The organism is Streptomyces flavovariabilis (assembly GCF_000725785.1).
Classification (GTDB): Bacteria; Actinomycetota; Actinomycetes; order Streptomycetales; family Streptomycetaceae; genus Streptomyces; species Streptomyces hawaiiensis.
Map to the genome: position 1 here is coordinate 77,873 of NZ_JNXD01000004.1, position 23,269 is coordinate 101,141.

Consider the following 23,269-nt stretch of genomic DNA (forward strand, 5'->3'; position numbering starts at 1 on the left):
GGAGGCCGGCCGCCTCTGGGCGGCCGGTCAATCGTGTGGAGCGGGTGGCTATCCGCGACGTGGAGGCGGCTGGACCGAGTTGCGGACCACGACATGGGTGCCCAGCACCAGATGGTCGCCGTCCGCGCTCTTTCGGCGGCCCGCTCCGCCCTCGCGCCGGTCGGCCACCGCCCGCAGCGCGACCCGGCCCATCTCCTCGTACGGCACGTGCACGGTGGTGAGTTGGGGCGTGAGCTGTGAGGCGAGCGGGATGTCGTCGTAGCCGACGATCGAGACGTCCTCGGGCACCCGCAGGCCCGCCGCGCGCAGGGCCTGCATGGCGCCCGCGGCGACCACGTCCGTCCCGGCCAGCACCGCGGTGAAGTCCGGCGTCTCGTGCAGGGCCGCCTCGACGGCCTCGTACCCGTGCTCGTAGTCGTACCGGCCGTGCCGCACCAGCCCCGGATCGAACGGCACCCCGTACGCCTCGAAGGCCCGCTGGGCGCCCCGCGACCGGGCCTGGGCGGTGGTCAGTTCGGCGTGGCCGGGCAGGACGAGCACACGACGGTGGCCGGCCGAGAGCAGGTGGCTGGCCATCGCGTAGGCGCCGCCCTCGTTGTCGTAGTCGACGGTCGTCGCCGGTACGTCGCCCTCCAGCGGGGGCCGGCCCACCAGGACCAGGTGCGAGCCGGCCGCGTCCAGGGAACGGGCGAAGCGGGCCATGCGCAGCTGGTACTCGTCATAGTCGTAGGCGCCGCCGAGCAGGATCACCGCGGCGACGCCCTGCTGGCGCATGAGGTTCACCAGCGCGAGCTCGCGCTCGGGATCGTCACCGGTCGTGCCGACCAGGGAGAGCCAGCCGCGCAGGGCGGCGGCTCCCTCGACGCCCTTCGCCACATGCGCGAAGGCGGCGCCGGTGATGTTGTTGATGAGGATCGCCACCGTCGGTGTGCCGCCCCCGGCGAGCGAACGGGCGTGGGCGTTGGTGACGTAGTCCAGGTCCCGGACCACCTTCATCACCCGGCGGCGCAACTCCTCCGACACCGGGTAGTTGCCGGACAGCACCCGCGAGACGCTGGCCACGGAGACGCCCGCGCGCTCCGCGACATCACGGATGGTCGCCCGGCCGGCGTCACTCGTCGCCTTGCGCTGACTCACCCTTGCGGCTCCTTCGCGGTAGTGACCCGGTCCGTTTCGGTCCGGTTGTTGCGGTCCGGCCGGTGAAGGCCCGGGGGGTGTTGCGGTGTCCGGCCGGTGGTGGGCCGGGATGTTGTGGCCGGTGGCCGGTGGCCGGTGGCCGGTGGCCGGTGGTCCGTGGCCGGGGGCGCCCGGGCCTTGGTGTATCGGCCGTGGTGCCGAGGGCTCGGTGCGTCGGCCCCGATCGAACAGTCCGTGCCGGCCGCCGAGGCCACTGTGCGGAAACCGTATCCCATGGTTCGCCCAGGCTGGAGGGGCTGTGGACAACGGTTCCGAGGGCCTGTGGACAACGGCGTCGCCCCGCCGTCCCGGCGTCACGCCACGCGCGCCAGATCCGCGTGCCGCACCTCGTGGAGCGGCGGTACGCCCGCCGCCAGGCGTTCCATTTCCTCGACGACGATGCGGCCGAGCCGCTCCAGCTCGTTGCCGAGGGAGCCGGCGATGTGCGGGGTGAGGAACACGTTGGGCAGGTGGTACAGCGGCGATCCGGCGGGCAGCGGCTCCGGGTCGGTGACGTCCAGAACGGCGTTCAGCCGGCCGGAGACCAGCTCGTCGGTGAGCGCCGCGTGGTCGACGAGTGCGCCGCGGGCGGTGTTGACGAGCACGCCGCCGTCGCGCACCAGCGCGAGCCGGTCGCGGTCGAGCATGTGGTGGGTCGCGGGGATGTCGGGGGCGTGCAGACTCACGATGTCGCTGTGTCGGAGCAGGTCCTCCAGCGACAGCGACTCGGCACCGAGGGCGGCGGCCTCGGCGGGGCTCACGTACGGGTCGTGCAGGAGGACGGTGAGGTCGAAGGGCCGCAGCAGTTCCAGCAGTCGGCGTCCCACGCGCGAGGCGCCGATGATGCCGACGCGACGGCCGAGGTTGCCGGTCGCCGCCGTCTCGGCCGGACCCGGGTAGGCGTGGGTCCGGCGGAAACGCTCGCGGTGGCCGAAGGTGTCCTTGCCGAGCAGCAGGATCATCGCGAGCGTGTACTCCGCGACCGGCAGGGCGTTGCCCGTCACCGCGCTGGACACCTTGACCCCGTGTTCCCACAGGGCGTCGCCGACCAGGGAGCGGACGGAGCCGGCCGCGTGCAGCACGGCGTCGAGCTTCGGGGCCGCGGTGAGGACACCGGAGCCCAGATGCGGGCAGCCCCAGCCGGTGATCAACACCTCGGCGGAGGCCAGGGCGGCGGCGTCGGCCGGATCGGCGAAGTCCCGCACCACCAACCCGGGATCGATGTCGGCCGTGCGCCTCAGCCGCTCCATCAGCGGCGGAGGGAACAGCAGCGGGAGGTGCACCGGGTCCATCGCGAACACGGCCCGCGGCAGCTGAGGGCTGGGCATGACTCTCCTGGAGCAGGGGGATAGAAACGGTTTCAGAAAGCGCCTTCTACCGTAGATCCGTGGGGAAGCGGTGGTCAATCGCCCGGCTGGAGCGACCTTTGAAGGGGTCGGTCCAGCATCACCTCAGTGTCATGACCCCGCGAAGCGACGGTTTCCGGAAATCGATTACTACGGTTTCGGTGGCGGAGAATCAGCCCCGGGCGGTCCCTCGTAGGCGCTGAGCAGTGACAAGGGCCCGTGTGGCAACCGGTTCCCGCCCCACAGTCTTTTCGAAAATTCGCTCAGGCTCTTGACGCACCATGCGGGCCGGATGAAGCTCTGCCCACGCACAACAACCGGTTGCCACGGCAACCCTCTCCGGTCGGTGTTCCGACATTCGGCCGGTATATCGAACAGCGAGAGCAGGAGGTGGTGCGTTCATGCGCCCACGTGCTGGTGCTTCCCTGAGCCGCCGCCGATTCCTCAGCCTCTCCACGGGCGGTGCCGTCTCCGGCGCGGCAGCCCTGAGCGGTTGCGCCCTTCAGGTGTCCGACGGTGTGAGCGGCGGCTCGGGCGAGAGCGTCACCCTGATGGTCAAGCCCGAGGACATCGCACCGGAACTCATCAAGCAGTGCCAGAAGGACACCGGGATCACGATCAAGACGGTGCAGCAGGACATCACCAAACTGATCGCCATGCTCACCGCCGGCAACCCGCCCGACCTGGTGCGTGCCGTCGGCGCCACGGACACGGCGTACTTCGCGGCCCGCGACGTGATGGAGGAGCTTGACCCCTATTTCGCCAGGAGCGGCGTTCTCAGGCTCGACGACCTGGACCCGGTCAACGACCTGTGGCGGTTCGACGGAAAGACCCAGGGCAAGGGCCCCCGCTACGGCATGGCGAAGGACTTCTCCCAGGACTCGATGTACTGGTACAACACCGCGTCCTTCGACAAGGCAGGGGTCGACTACCCGGCGGAGCTCGAGCCGGTCACGTTCGAGGAGTGGCTCGAGAACGCCAAGCGTCTGGTGCAGCGCAAGAACGGCCAGACGGCCGTCTTCGGCGGCACCTACAGCGGGCTGACCCGGGCCACACTCCTGACCTGCTTGACCGCGTCCGCCGGCGGCAGCCTTTTCAATGACGACTTCTCCCGCGTCGACTTCACCACTCCCGAAGCGCGCAAGGCGCTGACCTGGTACATCGACTTCTGCGAGGCCAGGGTCGGGCCGAGCCTCATCCTGCTCGACCCCAACGGCTGGGACGGGCCCACCTATCAGGCCGGGCGCATGGCCATGTCGAACTCCGGCTACTGGATGGGCGGCATGATCAACACCGACAAGAAGCTGGCCGAGGTCTCCCGCCTCGCCCCCGCCCCGAAGTTCGAGGGCGGCCCCCGGCTCAGCCCCTGCCAGGGCGGCACCGGCATGTGGATGCCGCGCAAGGCGAAGAACAAGGACGCCGCTTGGCGGGTCTTCGAGTGGTTCTTCGGCGAGGCGCCGGCCAAGGCGCGCGCCGCCGGCGGCTGGGGCATTCCCACCCTGAAGTCCCTGCGGCCGCTGATGCCGGCCGAGACGGAGTACCAGAAGCGGGTGCTGGAGGTGCAGGAGAACGAGCTGAAGCACTTCTCGGTGGTCGCCTTCAGCCCCTACATCACCGGCGACTCCTTCGACGCCCTGTTCAACCAGATCGCGCCGACCGCGATGAAGGGCGAGATGTCCGTCGACACCCTCGCGAGGCGCCTGAACTCGGTCATCAACGAGCAGATCAAGCGCGGTAAGGAGCAGGTGGCATGACCGTCGATCAACTCACCTCGGCCGCGCGGCGGACCCGTTCGACGGTGACCGCCGGTGACGCCCGGCAGGCAGCCCGGCCGCGGGTCTCCGTGACAGCGCGCCGACACCGCGCGTTCTACATGTTCACCTCGCCGTGGATCATCGGTTTCCTGCTGCTGACCATCGTGCCGATGGCGTACGCGCTGTGGCTGAGCTTCACCACGTACGACGGCATCTCGCCGCACTGGAAGTACGTCGGGCTCGGCAACTACCGCGAGCTCTTCTCGGACTCCACCACTTGGGACTCCCTGGGGCGTGCGGGGCTGTTCGCGTTGACCTCGGTACCGCTGTCCATCATCGCCGGACTCGGCCTCGCCGTGCTGGTCAACCGCCCCCTGAGGGCGCGGGGCCTGTTCCGCACCCTGCTCTACCTGCCGGCCGTGGTGCCCCCAGTGGGCGCCGGTATCGCCTTCAAGACGCTCTTCGATCAGAACTCCGGTGCCGCCAACGGCGTCCTGACCCTCTTCGGTTTCGACGCCGTGGGCTGGATGGCCGACCCCTACGCCCGCTACGTCCTGCTGATGACCGTGCTCTGGACCGCCGGAAACATCATGATCATCTCGTTGGCCGGGCTCCAGGACGTCCCGCGTGAACTCCACGAGGCCGCCCGCATCGACGGCGCGAGCGCCTGGCGCACCTTCCGCAGCATCACCGTGCCGCTGCTGTCACCCGTCCTGCTCTTCCAGACGGTGACCGGGGTCATCGCGTCCGTGCAGACCATCATGCCGCTGCTGCTGGCCCCGGTCGGCACCACGGGCAGCGTCACGACCGTGCCGCAGTCCAACTACCTGTACATGATGCACGTGTTCGCGCAGTACTTCGCGCTCGGCCGCTACGGCTACGCCTCCGCGCTGCTGTGGGTGCTCTTCGTCCTGATCCTCATCGTGACCGGAATCATCTTCAAGTTCACCTCCGGCATGGTGTTCTACAACGTCGACCCGGAGGCGAAGAAGTGACCGCCACCAGTCTTCCCCCCAAGTCGCCTCCCCGCGTGAAGGTCCGCGTCAACCGCCTCGTCCTCTACACGGTCCTCGTGGTCATCACCGGAGTGTTCCTCGGGCCCTTCGGCTGGCTGTTCCTCACCGGCCTGAAGACCTCCGCGGAGACGGCCGCCGCCCCCGTGCACTGGCTGCCCGGCCACGTCGAGTGGCACAACTTCGCCGACGCCTTCAACCTCGTCGACTTCCTCGGCTACGCCCGCAACTCCCTGATCATCGCCCTCCTCTACGCCACACTCGTCACCCTCAGCTCCGCCTGGGTCGGCTTCGGCTTCGCCCGTCTCGACGCGCCCGGCAAGAAGTGGCTGTTCGGCATCCTGCTCGGCTCGATGATGCTGCCCCAGATGATCACCCTGCTACCGACCTACCTGATCTTCGCGAAGCTCGGCATGGTCGACACGTACTGGCCGTGGGTGCTCTGGGGGCTGGCCGCAGCCCCGTATCTGGTCTTCCTCTTCCGCCAGTTCTTCGCCGGGCTGCCCCGTGAGCTGGAGGAGGCCGCGATCGTCGACGGCTGCGGCTACGGCATGATCTTCTGGCGCATCTTCCTGCCGCAGTCCTGGCCGGTGCTGTCCGCGAGCTTCATCATCGCCTTCACCTGGACCTGGGGCGACTACATCGCCCCGCAGCTGCTGCTCTCCACCGACCGCACCACACTCGCCGTGGCCATCATGTCCACCTACGTCACCCAGGCCGGTTCGCCGATCACCAACCTCCAGGCCGCGGCCTCCGTGATGTACGTCGTGCCGATCCTGCTGATCTTCCTGGTCGCCCAGCGCGGGTTCGTCGCCGGGATGTCCACGACCGGACTGAAGTAACCCCTCTCACCGAACCTTTCGCAAGGAGTTGCGCATGAGCACGCCCCTGTCACGCCGGACCACCCTCCAGGCCGCCGGTGTCATCGCTGCCGCCGGCTTGGCAGGCACCATCGCCGGCACCGCACAGGCCACCGCGGCGGAGAACGGCACCACCGGCGACAGCGTGGTCATCCACCCCACGCTTCCGAAGGTGCCTGTCAACAACTCCTTCACCGTCAAGGTCCGGCCGCTCGGCGGCACCTGGCAGAAGCTCGGCGTCTACCTCGCCAAGCTCGCACTGATCGACGCGAACACCGGCAGCAACAGAGCCCAGAGCTCCTCCTGGGCCGCCTTCGACTTCTCCGGCACGGTCGAGGTCGAGGTCACGTACAACCCGGGCGGCGGCGAGAAGGTCCGCATCCGCCCGGACTCGTACGGCATCAAGCCCGAGGTGCTCGGCAGCACCGCGCGCTTCACCCTGGACCGGCCCCGCAACCTCGTCGTCCAGATCGACGACAAGATCTTCGACTGCCTGCACCTGTTCGCGAACCCGATCGAGCAGGACGTGCCCACCGAGGGCGACAAGAAGGTCATGTACTTCGGGCCCGGTCTGCACACCCACCCCGACCGAACCCTGAAGGTGCCCACCGGCACTACCGTCTACCTGGCCGCGGGCGCCGTCCTCACCTCGAACGTGATCTTCGAGGGCGTGGAGAACTCCCGGCTGATCGGCCGCGGCGTGGTCTACGACACGACCGGCGGCGCGGTCTTCGTCCGCAAGTGCGAGAACGTCACGATCGACGGCATCACGATCCTCAACCCCCGGTACGAGAACATCAGGGTCGCCGAGTCCGAGAACCTCACCATCAGGAATCTGCGTGCCTTCAGTCACCAGGGCTGGGGTGACGGCATCCAGCTCTACTGCTCCGAGAACGTCACGATCGACGGCTGCTTCCTGCGCACCTCCGACGACTGCGTCGCTCTCTACACCCACCGCTGGGACTTCTACGGCGACACCCGCAACATCACCGTCAAGAACTGCTCCCTCTGGGCCGACGTCGCCCACCCGATCAACATCGGCGTGCACGGCAATTCCGACACCCCAGAGGTGCTGGAGAACCTGCGCTACGAGAACATCGACATCCTCGACCACCGCGAGCCGCAGGTGACCTACCAGGGCGCCATCGCCTTCATGGTCGGCGACAGCAACAGCGTCCGGGACGTCACGTTCGACAACATCCGCGTGGAGGACTTCCGCTGGGGCCAGCTCATCCACATGCGGGTCGAGTACAACCCGAAGTACAACACGTCGGCAGGCCGCGCCATCGAGTCCGTCTACATCAAGGACCTCAGCTACAACGGCAAGAACGCCGACCTCTCGATCATCGCCGGTCTCGACGCGGAGCACGCGATCAAGGACGTCACCTTCGAGAACCTCCGCGTCAACGGCAGGGTGATCGCCGACAGCACGGGCAAGCCGGCGTGGTATCTGGCCTCGGACGGCGTGCCCATGTTCGTCAACGAGCATGTGACGAACCTGAAGTTCCTCACCACCGCCGAGGCGGCCGCCGCGTCATGATCACTTCTGCTCCGAGTCGCCGGAACTTCCTCGGCGGCACGGCGGCCCTGCTGCTGGTGGCAGGCGCGAGCGGACTGCTCGCGCCCGCCACCGCCCGGGCGGCCGGCCACCAGACCAGTCGCACTCAGTTCACACACCCCGGCCTACTGCATACAGCCGACGACACAGCGCGTATGAAGGCCGCCGTCGCCGCCAAGGAATCCCCGGTCTACGACGGCTACCTCGCGCTCGCGGCGCACGCGCGCTCGAAGGCCACCTACACCATCCAGAACGCCGGCCAGATCACTTCCTGGGGCCGCGGCCCCACCAACTTCCAGAACCAGGCCGTCGCCGACTCGGCCGCCGCCTACCAGACCGCGCTGATGTGGTGCGTCACGGGCGAGCGTGCCTACGCCGACAAGTCCCGCGACATCCTCAACGCCTGGTCGGCGTCCCTGACGGCCGTCACCGGCGCCGACGGCCCGCTCGGCGCCGGGCTCCAGGTCTTCAAGTTCGTCAACGCCGCCGAACTGCTCCGCCACAGCGGCTACGACGGCTGGGCGAAGGAGGACATCGCGCGCTGCGAGGAGTCCTTCCTGCGCGTCTGGTACCCGGCGATCTCCGGCTACATGCTCTACGCCAACGGCAACTGGGACCTGACGTCCGTCCAGTCGATCCTGGCCATCGGCGTGTTCTGCGAGGAGCCCACCCTCTTCGAGGACGCGCTGCGCTTCGCCGCCGCCGGCGCGGGCAACGGCAGCGCACCGCACCGCATCGTCACCGACGCGGGACAAGGCCAGGAGTCCGGCCGCGACCAGGGCCACGAGCAGCTCGCCGTCGGCCTGCTCGCCGACGCCGCGCAGGTCGCCTGGAACCAGGGCGTCGACCTGTACGCCTTCGACGACAACCGGCTGCTGAAGAACGTCGAGTACGCCGCCCGCTACAACCTCGGTGGCGACGTGCCCTTCGTCCCCGACCTGGACCGCACCGGCAAGTATGTCAAGAAGTCCGTCTCCGCCGTCGGACGCGGGAACCTGCCGCCGATCTACGAGATGGCCTACGCGCACTACGCCGGAGTCCGGGGCCTCGACGCCCCCTACACCAAGGCGGCCGTCTTCCGCGGCCCCGGCGGCGCCCGGGTCGTCGAGGGCAGCAACGACGACCTGCCCAGCTGGGGCACTCTCACCTTCGCCGGTACGAAGACCCCGTCTCCGTCCGTGCCCACGGCTCCGGCCGGTGTCACGGCGGTGGGCGGCGACAGGTCCGTCACGGTGGCCTGGCTGCCGTCGGCGTGGGCCGAGTCGTACACCGTCCTGCGGGCCGGCAGCGCCGACGGACCGTACGAGAAGATCGCGAGCGGTGTCACCGAGCCGACGTACACCGACCGCCGCGCCCGGCACGGACGCTCCTCCTCCTACACGGTCATCGCGGTCAACTCCCAGGGGCAGAGCGCCGGTTCCGCCTGTGCGGCCGCGGTCCCCGGGCTCCCCGGCCCCTGGTCCACCCGGGACGTCGGCGACGTCAGGATCCCCGGCTCGGCCCACTTCGACGGCGAACGGTTCGTGCTGGAGGCGTCCGGCACCGCCGACACCCACCGGCTGGCCTACCTGCCGCTGCGCGGCGACGGCACCGTCACGGCCCGGATCGTGTGGCCGCTCAGCTCCCAGTACTCCAAGATCGGCGTCACCGTGCGAGCCGCCCTGGACCCGCAGGCCGCCCACGCGGCCATGCTGATCCAGGGACTGCCGCTGCACACCTGGAGCGGCGTGTGGTCCGTACGGGCGAAGGCGGGGGCAGCGGTCAAGGGCACCGGCAGCCGGCCCGTGCCGCCGTCCCAGCAGCAGTCGATCACCACCAGCGCCGCCTTCCCGATCTCCTCCCTCGGCGACCTCCCCGAGTCGGCGACCCCGCTTCAGGCCCCGTACGTCGAGGGCGCGGGCGACGGCTACCGGCTGCGCATGCCCTACTGGGTCCGGGTGACCCGCCGGGGCGACCGCTGCACGGGGGCCATCTCCCCGGACGGCACCCACTGGACCGACGTCGGCACCAGCGAGGTCGACCTGGGCAAGACGGCCTATGTCGGTCTCACCCTCAGCTCCTGCCTCGGCGTCGACGAGGAGTACGCCGAGACCGGCACCGGCGCCTTCGACAACGTCGGCGTCACCTCCCGCACGGGCGGCGAGATCTGGTCCGTGCCACGCCCGGCCCGGACCGCGGGCGACCTGCGGGCCCTCCAGGGCGCCGACGCCGTCGAGCTGACCTGGACCGACCCGGACCTGTCGGCCCGCTACACAGTGCTGCGCTCCACCTCCGCCAAGGGCCCGTTCGAGACCCTCGCGTCCGGCATCGGGGCCGTCGGCTTCGGCACCCGCATCCGGTACGCCGACGCCACCGGCAGGCCCGGCACGACGTACCACTACGCCGTGGCCAAGACGAACCGCGCCGGACGCGGCCCGCTGTCGGATCCGGCGAAGGCGGCCATGCCGACACCGAGCGCGCCTCGGCTCACCTCGTCCACCGTGGCCTTCGCGAACAGGGGCGCACCCTTCGAACACCTCCTGCGCGCCACGCACGAGCCCGTCCGCTTCACCGCGCAGGGGCTCCCCGACGGCCTGCGCCTCGACAAGCTCACCGGCCTGATCTCCGGAACCCCCACCCGGACCGGCGAGTTCGCCGTCACCACCACCGCGGGCAACGCCGCCGGGGACGCCACCGGCACGCTCACCCTCACGGTCGGCACCCCGCCACCCGCGCCCTGGACCCACGGCGACCTGGGCGACGTCATCCTCGACGACCGCGCCTACGGCACCCTCGGCGTGGTCGCCGTCCAGACCCCCGGCAGCACCGCCCACGAGGACGGAACCTTCGTGGTGCGGGGTGCCGGGACCGACCTCACCGTCAACAACCAGGGCATGACGGGCCAGTTCGTACGACGGCCCGTCAGCGGCGACTGCGAGGTCACCGTCCGCCTGGTCTCCCGCGCCGGAGCCACCGGCGACCGGGTCGGCCTGCTCATGACCAAGTCCCTGTCGCCGTTCGACCTGGCGGCCGGGGCGATCGTCACCGGCGGCAGGAGCGCCCAGCTGATGCTGCGCCCGACCGTCGCCGGAAAGTCCACGTTCACGGGCAACGCGGCGGTCACCGCCGGCTGCCTGCTGCGGCTGAAGCGCACCGGGACGCACTTCACCGCATCCGCCTCGACCGACGACGGCGCCACCTGGACCCCCCTCGCCGAGGGAGACCTCCCCGGCTTCGGTGACGCCCCCTACCACGTGGGCCTCGTGGTCTGCTCCCGCGACCCCCTGGCCCGCAGCACCACCGAGTTCGACGAGGTGAGCATCACCCCCACGTAGTACTCCACGGATCGGAGAGCCCCACATGAGCCGCACTTCCCCCCACACGCACCCCGAGGGCGGCCAGGTGAGCCGCCGCGGTCTGCTCAAGACCGCCGGCGGCCTCACCGCAGCCCTCGCCCTCGGCGCCGGCGCCACCGCGACCACGGCCGACGCCGCCCCCGCCGCCTTCACCCACCCCGGCATGCTCCACAACGCCGGCGACATCAACCGCGCCAAAGTCAGGGTCGCCGCGGGCGACGATCCCTGGCTGTCCGGCTGGAACAAGCTGACCGCCAACCCCCACTCCCAGTCCACCTGGACCAACCGGGCGACCGCGACCGTCATCCGCGGCGGCACCGGAGAGAACTACCCGCAGCTCTACAACGACATCGCGGCCGCCTACCAGAACGCGCTGCGCTGGAAGGTCGGCGGCACCGAGGCGAACGCCCGGTGCGCCGCGAACATCCTCAACGCCTGGTCGCGCACCCTGACCACGGTCACCGGCAACGCCGACCGGTTCCTCGCCGCGGGGATCTACGGCTGGCAGTTCGCGAACGCCTGCGAACTGATGCGGGACTACCCGGCGTTCGACCTCGCCGCCGCCCAGGACATGATGGTCAGGGTCTTCTACCCGCTCAACAACCAGTTCCTCACCGGCCACAACGACGCCTGCATCACCAACTACTGGGCCAACTGGGACCTGTGCAACATGGCCTCGGTCATGGCCATCGGGATCCTCACCGACAACGCCGCCCAGTACGACCAGGCCGTCACCTACTTCAAGTCCGGCGCGGGAAACGGTTCCATCCAGCACGCCGTCCCGTTCCTGTACGGCAACGTCGAGGGCTACGACCTCGGCCAGTGGCAGGAGTCCGGCCGCGACCAGGGCCACACGGTCATGGGCATGGGCCAGATGGGCGCGCTCTGCGAAATGGCCTGGAACCAGGGCGACGACCTCTACTCGTACGACGGGCGCCGCTTCATGAAGGCCGCCCAGTACGTCGCCAAGTACAACCTGAACATGAACGTGCCGTTCACCACGTACACCTGGGGCACCGGACAGAACTGCGCCCAGCAGTCGCAGACCGTGCCCGGCGCCGCGTCCCGCGGCCAGGCACGCCCCGTGTGGGCGATGCTCCACTACCACTACGGGAGGCGACTGCTCCTCGACGACAAGTACATCTCCCAGATGTGCCTCTCCGTCGCCCCCGAGGGCGGAGGGGGTGACTACGGCACCACCAGCGGCGGATTCGACCAGCTCGGCTTCGGCACGCTGATGTACGCGAAGTAGCCCGAACAGCCCTCACACCCGCTCGTGCACCGGAATACCGGGCGACAATGAGTTGCTCTGATCCTCACGGTGCACGAGCGCGGTGAGGAGGCTGGTGAACGCATGACGGCAGACCAGGCGGACCCCGTGGTGAGCACGCCCCACGGTGCCCTGAGGGGCCGGTACGAGCGAGGGGTCGCGGTCTTCCGCGGCATTCCGTACGCGGCCCCTCCCTTCGGACCTCGCCGCTTCCGCCCGCCCGTGCCCCTGCCGCCCTGGGACGGTGTCCGCGACGCCGGCTCCTTCGGCCCCACCCCGCCGAAACCGCCGTACTCGGACGCCTTCGCCCACTACCTGTCCGACCCGGTCGTGCCGGGGGACGACTGCCTCAACCTCAACGTCTGGACCCCGCAGCCCGATCCCGAAGCCCGCCTGCCCGTCCTCGTCTGGCTGCACGGCGGCGCCCTGACCCGGGGTTCGTCCGCCGTACCCGTCTACGACGGTCATGCCTTCGCCCGCGACGGCGTGGTCTGTGTGTCCATCAACTACCGGCTGGGCGTCGAGGGCTACGGACTGTTCCCGGACACGCCCCCGAACCCCGGCCTGCGCGACCAGATCGCCGCCCTGACCTGGGTGCGCGAGTCCATCGAGGCCTTCGGAGGCGATCCCGGCCGCATCACCCTCTCCGGCCAGTCCGCCGGGGCCATCAGCGTCGGCGCCCTCATCGCCGCCCCGCAGACCCAGGGGCTGGTACGCCGGGCCGTCCTGCAGAGCGGGCCGCCCGAGGCGTCCGAGCGGGCCAAGGTGCGGCGGATGGTGCGCCGTATGGCCTCCCGGCTGAAGATCCCCGCCACCGCCGAGGCCTTCGCCGCCGTCGACCGCGACCTGCTGCTGCGCACCCAGGCCGAAGTGGGGAAACTGAGCAGCCCGGTGGTCGGCGGACCCGCCTTCGGCCTCGTCACCGACGGCGACGTCGTCCCGCGCGACCCCCTGCGGGCCCTGACCGACGACGGCGCCGCCCCCGGCGTCGAGCTGCTGATGGGCTGGACCCGCGACGAGTACCGGCTGTGGCTGGTGCCGGGCGGCCTTCTGGAACGCGTCGAGCGCCTCGGAGCCGTCGCCCTCGCGGGCGCCATGGCCCGCTGCCACTGCGGCAGCGAGGTCCCGCGCGGCTACCGCACGCTGCACCCCGAGGCCGGCACGGCCGAGATCGTCGGCCAGCTCGTCACCGACCACCTGCTCCGCATCCCCCTGCACCACCTGGCCGACGCCCGCACGGAACCGTCGTACGTCTACGAGTTCGCCTGGCCCTCGAACCTGCCCGGCCTCGGCTCCTGCCACGCGCTGGAACTGGGCTTCGTCTTCGACACCGGTGAGGCCGCGGAGTCCCGGAAACTCGCGGGGGAGGGGGCGCCGCAGGAGCTGGCGGACGCCATGCACGCGGCCTGGGTGCGGTTCGCGAGGGACGGCGACCCGGGCTGGGAGCGCTGGGACGACAGGCATCCGGTGCGGGTGTTCGGCGACGGCGCGCCGGACGCCGAGAGCGGGCCGGCCTACACGGCCTACGGCCCCCGCGACCGTGAACTCGCCCTCTGGCAGGCCGACGCGCTCCGGCCTCCGGAACCCGCCCCCGGGACGGTCCCCGCCGACGTTTCGCCCGCCCGGGGCGCCGAACTGCGGTCGGCCGTACGGCGACTCCGCCGCTCCGGCGCCCTCCGACGCCACTGACGGGGGACCCGCCGCCGAGCGGGCCCTAGGTGTATTGACCCGCAGCGTTGTTGAACGCGGGTGATGGGTGGCTGGCCTGCGAGTGCGGTGTGGCAGCGGTGGTGGTTGTAGGTGGGCTTCGCCCGGTGCGGCGAGAGTGCGTGCCAGGCGTCGCGGGGCAGGCGGGACTTTGCGGACACGGCCTAGCGCGCCCGGGGCGGCCCCACCGAGTCCCTCACCACCACGTGTGTGCCCAGCAGCAGGTGTTCGTCCGGGGCGCCCGGGGTGTGCTCCAGGGCCGTGCGGACGGCGAGGCGGCCGAGTTCCTCGTAGGGGACGTGGACCGTGGTCAGGGCGGGGTGCAGGTCGCGGGCGAAGGGGATGTCGTCGTAGCCGGCGAGGGATACGTCGCCCGGCACCGTCAGGCCCGCCTCGTGCAGAGCGGTCAGGGCACCCGCCGCGACCATGTCCGTGGCCGCCACCACCGCGCTGAACTCCAGGCCGTCCTCGAGCGCTCGCCGCATCAGACGGTGGCCGGCGTCCCGCGTGAAGTCGCCGTGCAGGACGAGGGACGGGTCCGGGGTCAGGCCCCGGGCCCGGTGCGCGGCGAGGTAGCCGCGTTCGCGGCCCAGGGCCGTGGTGTGGTCCGCCCGGCCGCCGAGGTACAGCACCCGGCGGTGGCCCTGCGCGAGCACATGGGCGACCAGGGTGTGGGCGCCGCCCTCGTTGTCGTACTCGATGACCGTCACCGGGGCGCCCGGGTCCAGCGGCGGCCGGCCGCAGAGGACCAGCCGGGAACCGGCCGAGGCGAGGGAGTCGGCCATCCGGTGGGTGCGTTCGCGGTACTCGGGGGTGTCGGCCGTGCCGCCGACCAGGATCACCGCGGCGGCCCGCTGGGCGCGCATCATCTCGACGAACTCCAGCTCGTGCCGGACGTCGCCCTCCGTGCTGCACACCAGGCAGAGATGACCGAGCCGGGTCGCCTCGCGTTCCACGCCGTGGGCCATGTGCGCGAACGACGGGCCGGTGATGTCGTCCAGGACGAAGGCGAGGGTGGGCGTGCCGACCCCGGCGATCGCCTTCGCCCGGGCGTCGGCCACGTAGTCCAGCTCGCGGACCGCCCGCATCACGCGCCCGCGCGTCGCCGCGCTCACCGGATACGCGCCGCCCAGCACCCGGGACACCGTCGACGCGGAGACCCCCGCGCGCGCCGCCACGTCCCGGATGGTGCTACGGCTCGCGTCCCCGCTCTTCCTCGTCATGCCTGCCTCGTCTCTCCGGGCACCGGTCCGCGCCCACCCCCTCGGGAACTGCGGCAACGCCGTAGCAACCGGTTCCCATGACGGAGGCTAGCAGTGGAGGGGCGGGGCGGAGGAGGGGTGGGCGCGGACTGCCGGGGCGGTGCGGGATGCCGTCGCGCTACGCGTCCCCCAGTGCCCCCGCGATGCCCGAGACGCCTTCAGGGCCCACCCGGCAGCAGCCGCCGATCAGCCGGGCTCCCGCCTGCTGCCAGCCCTTCACCTGGCCGACGGTGAAGGTGGAGCGGCCGGTCCAGGCGCGGGCCTCGGCGTCCCAGGTCTCGCCGCTGTTGGGGTAGACGACGACCGGCTTGCCGGTGACCCGTGCCGCCGTCGCGGCCGCGCCGTCCACATCCTCCGGGGCGCAGCAGTTCACCCCGACCGCGATCACCTCGTCCGCCTCGGCGGCCAGGGCGAAGGCCTCCTCCAGCGGCTGCCCGGCCCGCGTGCGGCCACCGGCGACGGAGTACGTCAGCCAGGCCGGCACCCCGAGCCCGCGCACCGCCCGCAGCAGGGCCGCGGCCTCGTCGGCGTCCGGGACCGTCTCCAGCGCGAGTACGTCGGGCCCGGCCGCGGCCAGCACCTCCAGGCGGGGCCGGTGGAAACGCTCCAGCTCGTCCACGCTCAGCCCGTAGCGCCCCCGGTACTCCGAGCCGTCCGCGAGCATCGCCCCGTACGGACCGGCCGAGGCCGCCACCCACAACGGCCGCGAGACGCGCGCCCGCCGGGCCGCTTCCCGGGCCGACTCCACGCTCAGCGCCATGAGTTCGGCCGCCCGGTCATGGCTGATCCCGCGCTTGGCGAATCCCTCGAACGTGGCCTGGTAGCTGGAGGTGATCGCCACGTCCGCGCCCGCCCGGAAGTAGGCGAGGTGCGCCTCGGTCACCGCCTCCGGCTGTTCGGCGAGCAGCCGCGCCGACCACAGCTCGTCGCTCAGGTCGTGCCCGGCCGACTCGAGCTGGTTGGACATGCCGCCGTCCAGGACGACCGTCCCGGCGGCGAGGGCTTCGGCGAGGGTGAGGGTGCTGGTCATGCGGACGACGGTAGTCGAGAACCGGCGGCGGACCCCAGCCGAGTGTGTCCAGTGTATGAACAGGTCGACCAACATGTGGGACAGCGGGTTACGATCACAGCCCTCCCCCTCCGCTCGTACAGGAACCCCCATGACCGTCCCCCGCCCCGCCGAGGCCGCCGAACCCGCCGGCTCCGCATCCCCCGAGCCGGCCACAGCCGCCGATCCGGCCCCGGCTCCCCGCCGCACCTTCGGCCTCGCCGCCGCCACGGCCCTCGTCATGGGCAACATCATCGGCGGCGGTATCTTCGCCCTGCCCGCCACCGTCGCCCCCTACGGCACGATCAGCCTGCTCGCGTTCCTGGTGCTCTCGGTCGGCGCGGTGCTGCTCGCGCTGCTCTTCGGCAGGCTGGCGCGGCGCAGCCCCGTCACCGGCGGGCTCTACGTCTACCCGCGGGACGCCTTCGGCGAGTTCGCCGGGTTCCTGTCGGCCTGGTCGTACTGGACGATGTGCTGGGTCAGCATCGCCGCCCTGGCCGTCGCGGTCGTCGGCTACGTCGACGTCCTGATACCCCTGCACGGCAACCACGCCCTCCAGGCGGCCGTCGCCATGGCCGCTCTCTGGCTGCCCGCCGCCGCCAACTTCGCGGGCACCCGCTGGGTCGGCACGGTGCAGGTCGTCTCCACGGTCCTGAAGTTCGTACCGCTGCTCCTGCTCGCCACCATCGGCCTGTTCTTCGTCGACACGGACAACTTCGGCCCGTTCAACGCCTCCGGCCAGAGCGTCTCCGGTGCGCTGGCCGCCTCCGCCGCGCTGCTGCTCTACAGCTTCCTCGGGGTCGAGTCGGCCGCGGTCAGCGCCGGCGAGGTCCGTGACCCCGAGCGCACGGTCGGCCGGGCGAGCGTCCTCGGCACGCTGGCCTCGGCCCTGGTGTACATCCTCGGCACGGTCGCCGTCTTCGGCCTCGTCCCGCACGACCGGCTCGTCGACTCGGGTGCCCCCTTCGCCGACGCGGTGAACGCGATCACCGGCGCCGGCTGGGGCGGCACCGTCATCGCCCTGGTCGCGGTCGCCTCGATCACAGGCTGCCTCAACGGCTGGATCCTCATGGCCGCGCAGATGCCGTACGCCGCCGCCCGCGACGGCCTCTTCCCCGCGCCCTTCGCCCGCCTCGGCAAGGGCGGCGTCCCCGGCTTCGGGGTGTGGGCCTGCGCGGTCCTCGGCAGCCTCCTCATCGCCCTCAACTACACGGCCGGCCCGGACACCACGTTCCGCGTGCTGGTCCTGATCACCACGTTCACCGGCTGCGTGCCCTACCTGCTGTCGGCGGCGGCCCAGCTGTACTGGCTGGCCCGCGGCACCCGCGATCGCGTCCGCCCCGCGGGCCTCGCCCGGGATTTGACGGTCGCCGTCCTCTCCTTCGGGTTCTCGTTCTGGCTGATCGCCGGCGCCGGATACGCGGCCGTCTACCAGGGCGTGCTGTTCCTCTTCGCCGGGATCCCGGTGTACGTGTGGCTGCGGGGACGCAAGGACAGCGACGGGGTGTCGGCATAGCATCGGGGGATGCCCGAGGTCGCTGCAGCGCATGCCGAAGTACGTGAGGTCCTGGGAGTCCCGACGGAAGAGGCGGTGCTCGAGCCGCTCACCCACAACCCGCTGAACGGCGTCACGGCCGGGGTGTGGCGGGTCACCGGCGGCGACCGCTCGGCCGTCCTGAAGGTGCTGACGCGCACGAAGGAGACCGGCGTCGCCTGGTCGGCGTCCAACGACCCGCGCCACTGGAACTTCTGGCGCCGCGAGGCGTACGTCTACCGGTCCGGACTCGCCCAGGTCTGGCAGCGGCACGGCATCCGGGCACCCCGGCTGCTGGAGTGCGCGGAACGCCCGGACGGTGACGTGGCGTTGTGGCTGGAGGACGTGCCGGGCGAACCGGCGACCACCTGGCCCCTCGCCCGCCACATCGACCACGCCCACCGCCTGGGCGCCGCGCAGGGCGCGGTCGGCGCGGGGGAGGACACCCCGTGGCTGTCGCAGCGCTTCCTGCGGGACTACACGACGGGGAAGACGACGGGCGAGGCCTTGCTCGACGACGACGAGGCCTGGCGACACCCTCTGATCCGGCGGCACTTCCCGCCCGGCCTCCGCGAGGACATGGTCCGCCTCCACCACGACCGCGAGTGGTTCCTCACGGTCATGGAGTCGCTGCCCCGCACCCTGTGCCATCTCGACCAGTGGCCGGCGAACGTCCGCTCCGACGGTCCCGGCGCCGGCGTCCTGCTCGACTGGGCGTTCACCGGCGACGGCGCCCTCGGCGAGGACCTCGGCAACTACCTGCCCGACTGCGTCTTCGACCTGTTCGTCCCCGCCGCCGACCTGCCGGGCCTGGCCAAGGCGGCCTACGACGCCTACGTGCACGGACTGCGCGAGAGCGGCTGGCGCGGAGACGAGCACCTCGTACGGCTCGGCGTGTGCGCCTCCGCGGTGAAGTACGACTGGCTCACGGCACTGATGCTGGCGCGCGCGGACGAGGAGCCGGTGGCCTACGGCGGCGAGGGCACCGTACCGGCCGGACTCCGCTACCGGGAACGGGGCCTGGCGCTGGCGTACCTGGCCGAGTGGGCGGCCGAGGCACGACTGCTCGCCCCCCGGCTCGGCTTCCCCGAAGCCCCGAGCGGCCGCTGAACCGCGGCACGGAACGGAAGGTCATGGCCCGAGTCGTCGAGCTGTCGTACTACCCCGTCAAGGGCTGCGCCGGGACGCCGGTACGCGAGGCGCTGCTGACCCCGGCCGGACTGGCGCACGACCGCAGCTTCATGGTCGTCAGCGAGGAGGGCGTGTACCGGACGCAGCGCCGCGATCCGCTGCTGGCCGTCATCCGCCCCCTGATCACTCCCGACGGCGACCACCTCACGCTCACCGCACCCGGGGCCGAGTCCCTCCACCTCCGGGTGGACACCTCCGGCGCCCGCCGGGAGGTGGACCTGTTCGGAACCGCTTACCAGGGCATCGACCAGGGCGACGAGGCAGCGGACTGGCTCTCGGACGTACTCGGCGCACGGAGCCGTCTGGTACGGACACCGCCGGAACACGACCGGGTGACCGACGGCCTGACGCCGGGCACCTCCGGCTACGCCGACAGCTGCGCCCTGCACGTCATCTCCCGCTCCACCCTCGGTCTCCTCGACACCAAGCTGACCGGCCGCGGCGCGCACCCCCTCCCTCTCGACCGCTTCCGCCCCAACATCGTCATCGACGGCTGGGACGAACCCCACACGGAGGACCGCGCCCACCGCCTGCGCATCGGCGACACGGAGCTGGGCTACGCCAAACTCGCCATCCGCTGCGCCGTCACCCTGGTCGACCAGCAGACCGGCACCCGGGCAGGCCCGGAACCCCTGCGCACCCTCGCCGGCTACCGCCGCGCGGCTCAGGGCGGAGTCGCCTTCGGCACGAAGTACGCGGTACTCCGGCCCGGCAGGGTGGCGGTGGGGGACGAGGTGGGCGTGCCGGTGTGGGGCGAGTCCGAGCTGTGATCGCCGGGGCGGGTCACCGCCGCGCACGGCCCGCATGCCGTCCACGGCTGCGACCACCCCGGGCCCGTCGCGTCGCGACCGGTACCGCGAGGCTGACGATCAGGGCGGAGCCGAGGGCGTAGGGCCACCAGCCGAAGCCGGCGCGTTCCGGGTCACCGGCGCTGCGGGGGGTCACGGCGGATGACGCAGAGGTGGTGGGGGACGGGCTCGGAGCGCGGTCGGGCGTCAGGACGACGTCGTTGCCGTCGCCGCCCCGGTAACTGATGCGGTAAGTCGTGCCGGCCGGTTTCAGGCGGGCGCCTTCCTTCAAGCCGGTGAAGGTTCCCGAGGTCCTGGCCTGGCCCTTGTGGTCGAGCACGGTGATCTCGCGCGCCGTCCCGGACACTGCGGAGGCGTCCAGGGCCCCGGCCAGCCGGACCCGGCCCGTGGCTGTCAGCGGCTTGTCCCGCAGGACCAGTGAGCCCTTCGGGGTCTGGGTGTAGGGGCCGTCGACGGTGAGGCCCGTCGTGACCGTGCCGTCGTTGGTGACCTTGCCGCTCACCGTGCCCTTGCCGGTGAGCGTGGTCGACACGCGCAGGCCCGAGCGGCCCGCGTCCAGCCTGGCCCCGGCGTAGGTGAGCCGGATCGACCTGCTGCGGGCGAGTGTGGCTCCGCCGCGCAGCGCGAGGGTGCCCTGGGAAACCGTGGTCGTGCCGGTGTAGGTCACCGCCCCGCCCGTCAGGGTCGTCGTGGCGGCACCCGACTGTGTGAGGGAGCCACTGCCCTCGATGCGGGACAGGGTGAGGGGCTTGCCGGTGTTGCGCAGGATCAGGGAGCCGTCGTTGACGAGCCGGTAGCGGGTGCCGCCCGTGTACAGGCCGCCGTCGCCGCCCCGTTCGCCGCTGCCCAGGCGCAGGACCGCGCCCTTTTCCACCGTCGTGGAGCCGTCGTAGTACTGGACGGCGGCGAAGGTCACGTCGTTGCCGGGGGTGCCCGCGACGACGATGTCGCCGGCGCCGGGGGCCGACAGGGTGTCGTGGAATCTGCCGCCGCCGATGGGGGCGCCGAGTGTCACGGGGCCGTTGTAGTCGAAGGTGAGCCTGGAGCGCGAGCGGGCCGCCAGCAGGTTGATGTAGACCGTCTCGGCGGTGCCCGGCATGAAGATCCGGTCGGTCGTGCCGTCGCCCCACCGGACGTTCGCGCCCTTGATGTTGGTGCCGCGCTTGTTGACGTTCTTGCGGGCGGGTGTCCAGTTGAGGGCCGGGTCGCTGAGCGACGGGTCGGTGTCGCCGCCCCGGTCCGACCAGCTGTACTGGCCGGTCAGCACCACCTTGCCGCCCGGCCGGGACTGGACGTTGATGTCGCTGCCGTACTCGCGCTGGTAGAAGTCCATGCCCATCGTGACGGTCCGGCCCAGCGGGGTGTCGACCGTCCAGGTGCCCTGGTTGAGGATCTTGCGGACGCGTGGGAGTGACGTCGCGTACTCGGGTCGCCCGGCGTTGGCCTGCGTGCCGTTGTCGATCACCCCGGAGAAGGAGTGGGTGCCGGACAGGTCCCATGTGCCCCAGAGGAACCTGGGCTGCGTGATCAGGCCCGAGCCGCTGATGGTGCCCAGGTTGTAGGCGCTCTTGAGGGAGAGGCGGAGGGTGCCGTCGACCCGGATGTTGTCCTGGTTGAGGCGGAACGCCGGGGTGTTGTACGGGAAGTGGCCGATCAGGCCCGTCGTCCCGCCGTCGCCGTACTGGAGCGTCGCGCCGCGCTCGACGGTGACCGCAGGGGGGTCGGGGCGGGTGACGGTGACGTACGGGTGGTTCCCGCCCGCCGTCCGCACCCGCTGCCGTCGCCGGGACTCGGGGAGCGTGAAGTCGCTGTCCTTGGTGAGGATCAGTGTCCCGCTGCCGCGCACGGTGAGCGTGCCCTCGCCGCGGAACACGCCGTCGTACGTCGTCGTCCCGGGCGGCACGCTGACGACGGTGTCGCCGCCGAGCGTCACGTCCCGGCCGGCCAGCACGTCGGACGTGACGTCCCGGGCGCCGGCGGCCACCGCCGGGGGAGCGGTGACCAGGGAAGCGACCGCCGCGAGGACGCCCGCGGCCGCTGCTGTGGTGTGGGTGAGGCTGCGCACATCACCGGAGACGGGCCAGGTCCCCGCCGATAACAGAAAATCGGCGGCCGCCGTTTCGGAAAACAGGCCGGGCGGGGTTCGTCCCGTCAGACCCGTTGACCTCCCCGTGTCACCCCCTTACCTTTTCGGCGTTCGTAATGACAGATGGTGTTCGAAATCTCGTACCCCACATCGGACGACAACGCCGTGTGTCCCCCAGTGAGAGGCAGGCCCCTCCGCATGAGCCGCGACCGCGACCACGCTCTGCCCGAACCCCCCAGCCGCAGACTGCTGCTGAAGGGCGCCGCAGCCGCCGGTGCCCTGGCCGCCGTCCCCGCCCTCCCCGGCGTCGCCCAGGCGGTGCCCCAGGCAGAAACCGCTGCCGGAACACCCGCCGGGCACTCCAAGCCGGCCCCCTTCGTGAACCCGCTCGTCCGCAACCGCGCCGACCCGCACATCCACCGGCACAAGGACGGTTTCTACTACTTCACCGCCACCGCCCCCGAGTACGACCGCATCATCCTGCGCCGCTCCCGCACCCTGGGCGGACTCGGCACGGCGGACGAGTCGGTCATCTGGCGCGCCCACGCCACGGGCCCCATGGGCGCCCACATCTGGGCGCCCGAACTGCACCGCATCGGCGGCAAGTGGTACATCTACTTCGCCTCCGCGCCCGCCGAGGACGTCTGGGCGATCCGCATATGGGTGCTGGAGAACGCCCACCCCAACCCCTTCAAGGGCACCTGGGTGGAGAGGGGCCAGGTCAAGACGGCCTGGGAAACGTTCTCCCTGGACGCCACCACCTTCACCCACCGGGGCAAGCGCTACCTCGCCTGGGCCCAGCACGAGCCCGGACTGGACAACAACACGGGCATCTTCCTCTCGGAGATGGCGAATCCGTGGACCCTCAAGGGCCCGCAGGTGCGGCTCTCCACCCCCGAGTACGACTGGGAGTGCATCGGCTTCAAGGTCAACGAGGGCCCGTACGTCCTCAAGCGCAACGGCCGCCTCTTCATGACGTACTCGGCCAGCGCCACCGACTTCAACTACTGCGTGGGCCTGCTGACCGCCGACGCCGACAGCCACCTCCTGGACCCCCTGAGCTGGACCAAGTCGCGCACCCCGGTCTTCACCAGCAACGACACGACCAAGCAGTACGGCCCCGGCCACAACTGCTTCACGGTCGCGGAGGACGGCCGCACCGACGTCCTCGTCTACCACGCCCGCCAGTACAAGGAGATCAACGGGGACCCCCTGAACGACCCCAACCGTCACACCCGCGTCCAGAAACTCGGCTGGAAGCGCGACGGCACCCCCGACTTCGGCGTCCCGGTCGCCGACGCGGTGAAGGTGAGTGACTGA

At 71.2% G+C, this 23,269-nt stretch carries 16 protein-coding genes; 11 read left to right on the top strand and 5 right to left on the bottom strand.

Translation table 11 applies throughout. From position 1 onward, the window contains the following. Positions 1-48 precede the first annotated feature (48 nt). Both IO24_RS0109595 and IO24_RS0109600 read right to left on the bottom strand, forming a co-directional pair. A complete protein-coding gene (locus tag IO24_RS0109595) occupies positions 49-1,137 on the bottom strand; it encodes a LacI family DNA-binding transcriptional regulator (protein WP_031133964.1) in 1,089 nt (362 codons plus the stop codon). Positions 1,138-1,490: 353 nt separating this feature from the next. Continuing rightward, positions 1,491-2,504 carry a hydroxyacid dehydrogenase gene (locus tag IO24_RS0109600; protein ID WP_031133965.1) on the bottom strand — a complete coding sequence of 338 codons (1,014 nt, stop codon included), beginning with the start codon at positions 2,502-2,504 and terminating at the stop codon, positions 1,491-1,493. A 419-nt stretch (positions 2,505-2,923) separates the two neighbouring features. Here IO24_RS0109600 and IO24_RS0109605 point away from each other — a divergent pair, with 419 nt between their 5' ends. The 7 genes from IO24_RS0109605 to IO24_RS0109635 all read left to right on the top strand — a co-directional run bounded on the left by IO24_RS0109605 (position 2,924) and on the right by IO24_RS0109635 (position 14,001). Then, positions 2,924-4,276, top strand: coding sequence for an ABC transporter substrate-binding protein (locus IO24_RS0109605; protein ID WP_031133967.1), 1,353 nt, complete (start codon positions 2,924-2,926; stop codon positions 4,274-4,276). Further along, a complete protein-coding gene (locus IO24_RS0109610) occupies positions 4,273-5,271 on the top strand; it encodes a carbohydrate ABC transporter permease (RefSeq protein WP_031133969.1) in 999 nt (332 codons plus the stop codon). Before IO24_RS0109605 ends, IO24_RS0109610 begins: the two co-directional genes overlap by 4 nt. Continuing rightward, on the top strand, positions 5,268-6,131 hold the full coding sequence (locus IO24_RS0109615; RefSeq protein WP_031133971.1) for a carbohydrate ABC transporter permease: 864 nt from the start codon (positions 5,268-5,270) through the stop codon (positions 6,129-6,131). The genes IO24_RS0109610 and IO24_RS0109615 overlap by 4 nt, the downstream gene beginning before the upstream one ends. Before the next feature lie 34 nt (positions 6,132-6,165). Further along, positions 6,166-7,689 carry a glycosyl hydrolase family 28 protein gene (locus IO24_RS0109620; protein WP_031133973.1) on the top strand — a complete coding sequence of 508 codons (1,524 nt, stop codon included), beginning with the start codon at positions 6,166-6,168 and terminating at the stop codon, positions 7,687-7,689. Beyond that, positions 7,686-11,021 (top strand): alginate lyase family protein, encoded by a 3,336-nt coding sequence (locus IO24_RS0109625; protein ID WP_031133975.1) that lies wholly within the window; start codon positions 7,686-7,688, stop codon positions 11,019-11,021. Before IO24_RS0109620 ends, IO24_RS0109625 begins: the two co-directional genes overlap by 4 nt. Positions 11,022-11,046: 25 nt before the next feature. Beyond that, entirely contained in the window at positions 11,047-12,294 is a 1,248-nt protein-coding gene (locus IO24_RS0109630) for an alginate lyase family protein (protein ID WP_031133976.1), read from the top strand. Between the two features lie 102 nt (positions 12,295-12,396). Then, positions 12,397-14,001 carry a carboxylesterase/lipase family protein gene (locus tag IO24_RS0109635; protein ID WP_031133978.1) on the top strand — a complete coding sequence of 535 codons (1,605 nt, stop codon included), beginning with the start codon at positions 12,397-12,399 and terminating at the stop codon, positions 13,999-14,001. Positions 14,002-14,183: 182 nt separating this feature from the next. On the opposite strand, the gene IO24_RS0109640 is transcribed toward IO24_RS0109635, so the two are convergent. Together IO24_RS0109640 and mmuM are read right to left on the bottom strand one after the other, a co-directional pair. After that, positions 14,184-15,242, bottom strand: coding sequence for a LacI family DNA-binding transcriptional regulator (locus IO24_RS0109640; protein ID WP_031133980.1), 1,059 nt, complete (start codon positions 15,240-15,242; stop codon positions 14,184-14,186). A 157-nt stretch (positions 15,243-15,399) separates the two neighbouring features. Further along, entirely contained in the window at positions 15,400-16,311 is a 912-nt protein-coding gene (gene mmuM, locus IO24_RS0109645) for a homocysteine S-methyltransferase (RefSeq protein ID WP_031133981.1), read from the bottom strand. Positions 16,312-16,441: 130 nt separating this feature from the next. Between mmuM and IO24_RS0109650 the strand changes: the two genes are divergently transcribed. The 3 genes from IO24_RS0109650 to IO24_RS0109660 are packed head-to-tail and all read left to right on the top strand — an operon-like array spanning position 16,442 to position 19,824. Then, the gene (locus IO24_RS0109650; RefSeq protein ID WP_031133983.1) at positions 16,442-17,845 is read left to right on the top strand and encodes an amino acid permease; all 1,404 of its coding nucleotides are present in this window, start codon (positions 16,442-16,444) and stop codon (positions 17,843-17,845) included. A 9-nt stretch (positions 17,846-17,854) separates the two neighbouring features. Beyond that, positions 17,855-18,973, top strand: coding sequence for a protein kinase family protein (locus IO24_RS0109655; protein WP_031133985.1), 1,119 nt, complete (start codon positions 17,855-17,857; stop codon positions 18,971-18,973). 23 nt (positions 18,974-18,996) lie between these two features. Continuing rightward, positions 18,997-19,824, top strand: a complete 828-nt coding sequence (locus IO24_RS0109660; protein WP_031133987.1) for an MOSC domain-containing protein — start codon at positions 18,997-18,999, stop codon at positions 19,822-19,824. Between the two features lie 13 nt (positions 19,825-19,837). Here the strand turns inward: IO24_RS0109660 and IO24_RS0109665 are convergent, their stop codons facing one another. After that, entirely contained in the window at positions 19,838-21,928 is a 2,091-nt protein-coding gene (locus IO24_RS0109665; RefSeq protein WP_031133989.1) for an autotransporter-associated beta strand repeat-containing protein, read from the bottom strand. Between the two features lie 219 nt (positions 21,929-22,147). On the opposite strand from IO24_RS0109665, the gene IO24_RS0109670 reads away from it, so the two are divergent. Beyond that, entirely contained in the window at positions 22,148-23,269 is a 1,122-nt protein-coding gene (locus IO24_RS0109670) for a glycoside hydrolase family 43 protein (protein WP_031133991.1), read from the top strand.

Bases quoted from the DNA above. Each gene is read 5' to 3' on its own strand.
- IO24_RS0109640 (WP_031133980.1), bottom strand. From the start codon at position 15,242: ATGACGAGGAAGAGCGGGGACGCGAGCCGTAGCACCATCCGGGACGTG.
- IO24_RS0109600 (WP_031133965.1), bottom strand. From the start codon at position 2,504: ATGCCCAGCCCTCAGCTGCCGCGGGCCGTGTTCGCGATGGACCCGGTG.
- IO24_RS0109625 (WP_031133975.1), top strand. From the start codon at position 7,686: ATGATCACTTCTGCTCCGAGTCGCCGGAACTTCCTCGGCGGCACGGCG.
- IO24_RS0109670 (WP_031133991.1), top strand. From the start codon at position 22,148: ATGAGCCGCGACCGCGACCACGCTCTGCCCGAACCCCCCAGCCGCAGA.
- IO24_RS0109635 (WP_031133978.1), top strand. From the start codon at position 12,397: ATGACGGCAGACCAGGCGGACCCCGTGGTGAGCACGCCCCACGGTGCC.
- IO24_RS0109610 (WP_031133969.1), top strand. From the start codon at position 4,273: ATGACCGTCGATCAACTCACCTCGGCCGCGCGGCGGACCCGTTCGACG.
- IO24_RS0109655 (WP_031133985.1), top strand. From the start codon at position 17,855: ATGCCCGAGGTCGCTGCAGCGCATGCCGAAGTACGTGAGGTCCTGGGA.
- mmuM (WP_031133981.1), bottom strand. From the start codon at position 16,311: ATGACCAGCACCCTCACCCTCGCCGAAGCCCTCGCCGCCGGGACGGTC.
- IO24_RS0109660 (WP_031133987.1), top strand. From the start codon at position 18,997: ATGGCCCGAGTCGTCGAGCTGTCGTACTACCCCGTCAAGGGCTGCGCC.
- IO24_RS0109605 (WP_031133967.1), top strand. From the start codon at position 2,924: ATGCGCCCACGTGCTGGTGCTTCCCTGAGCCGCCGCCGATTCCTCAGC.
- IO24_RS0109630 (WP_031133976.1), top strand. From the start codon at position 11,047: ATGAGCCGCACTTCCCCCCACACGCACCCCGAGGGCGGCCAGGTGAGC.
- IO24_RS0109650 (WP_031133983.1), top strand. From the start codon at position 16,442: ATGACCGTCCCCCGCCCCGCCGAGGCCGCCGAACCCGCCGGCTCCGCA.
- IO24_RS0109620 (WP_031133973.1), top strand. From the start codon at position 6,166: ATGAGCACGCCCCTGTCACGCCGGACCACCCTCCAGGCCGCCGGTGTC.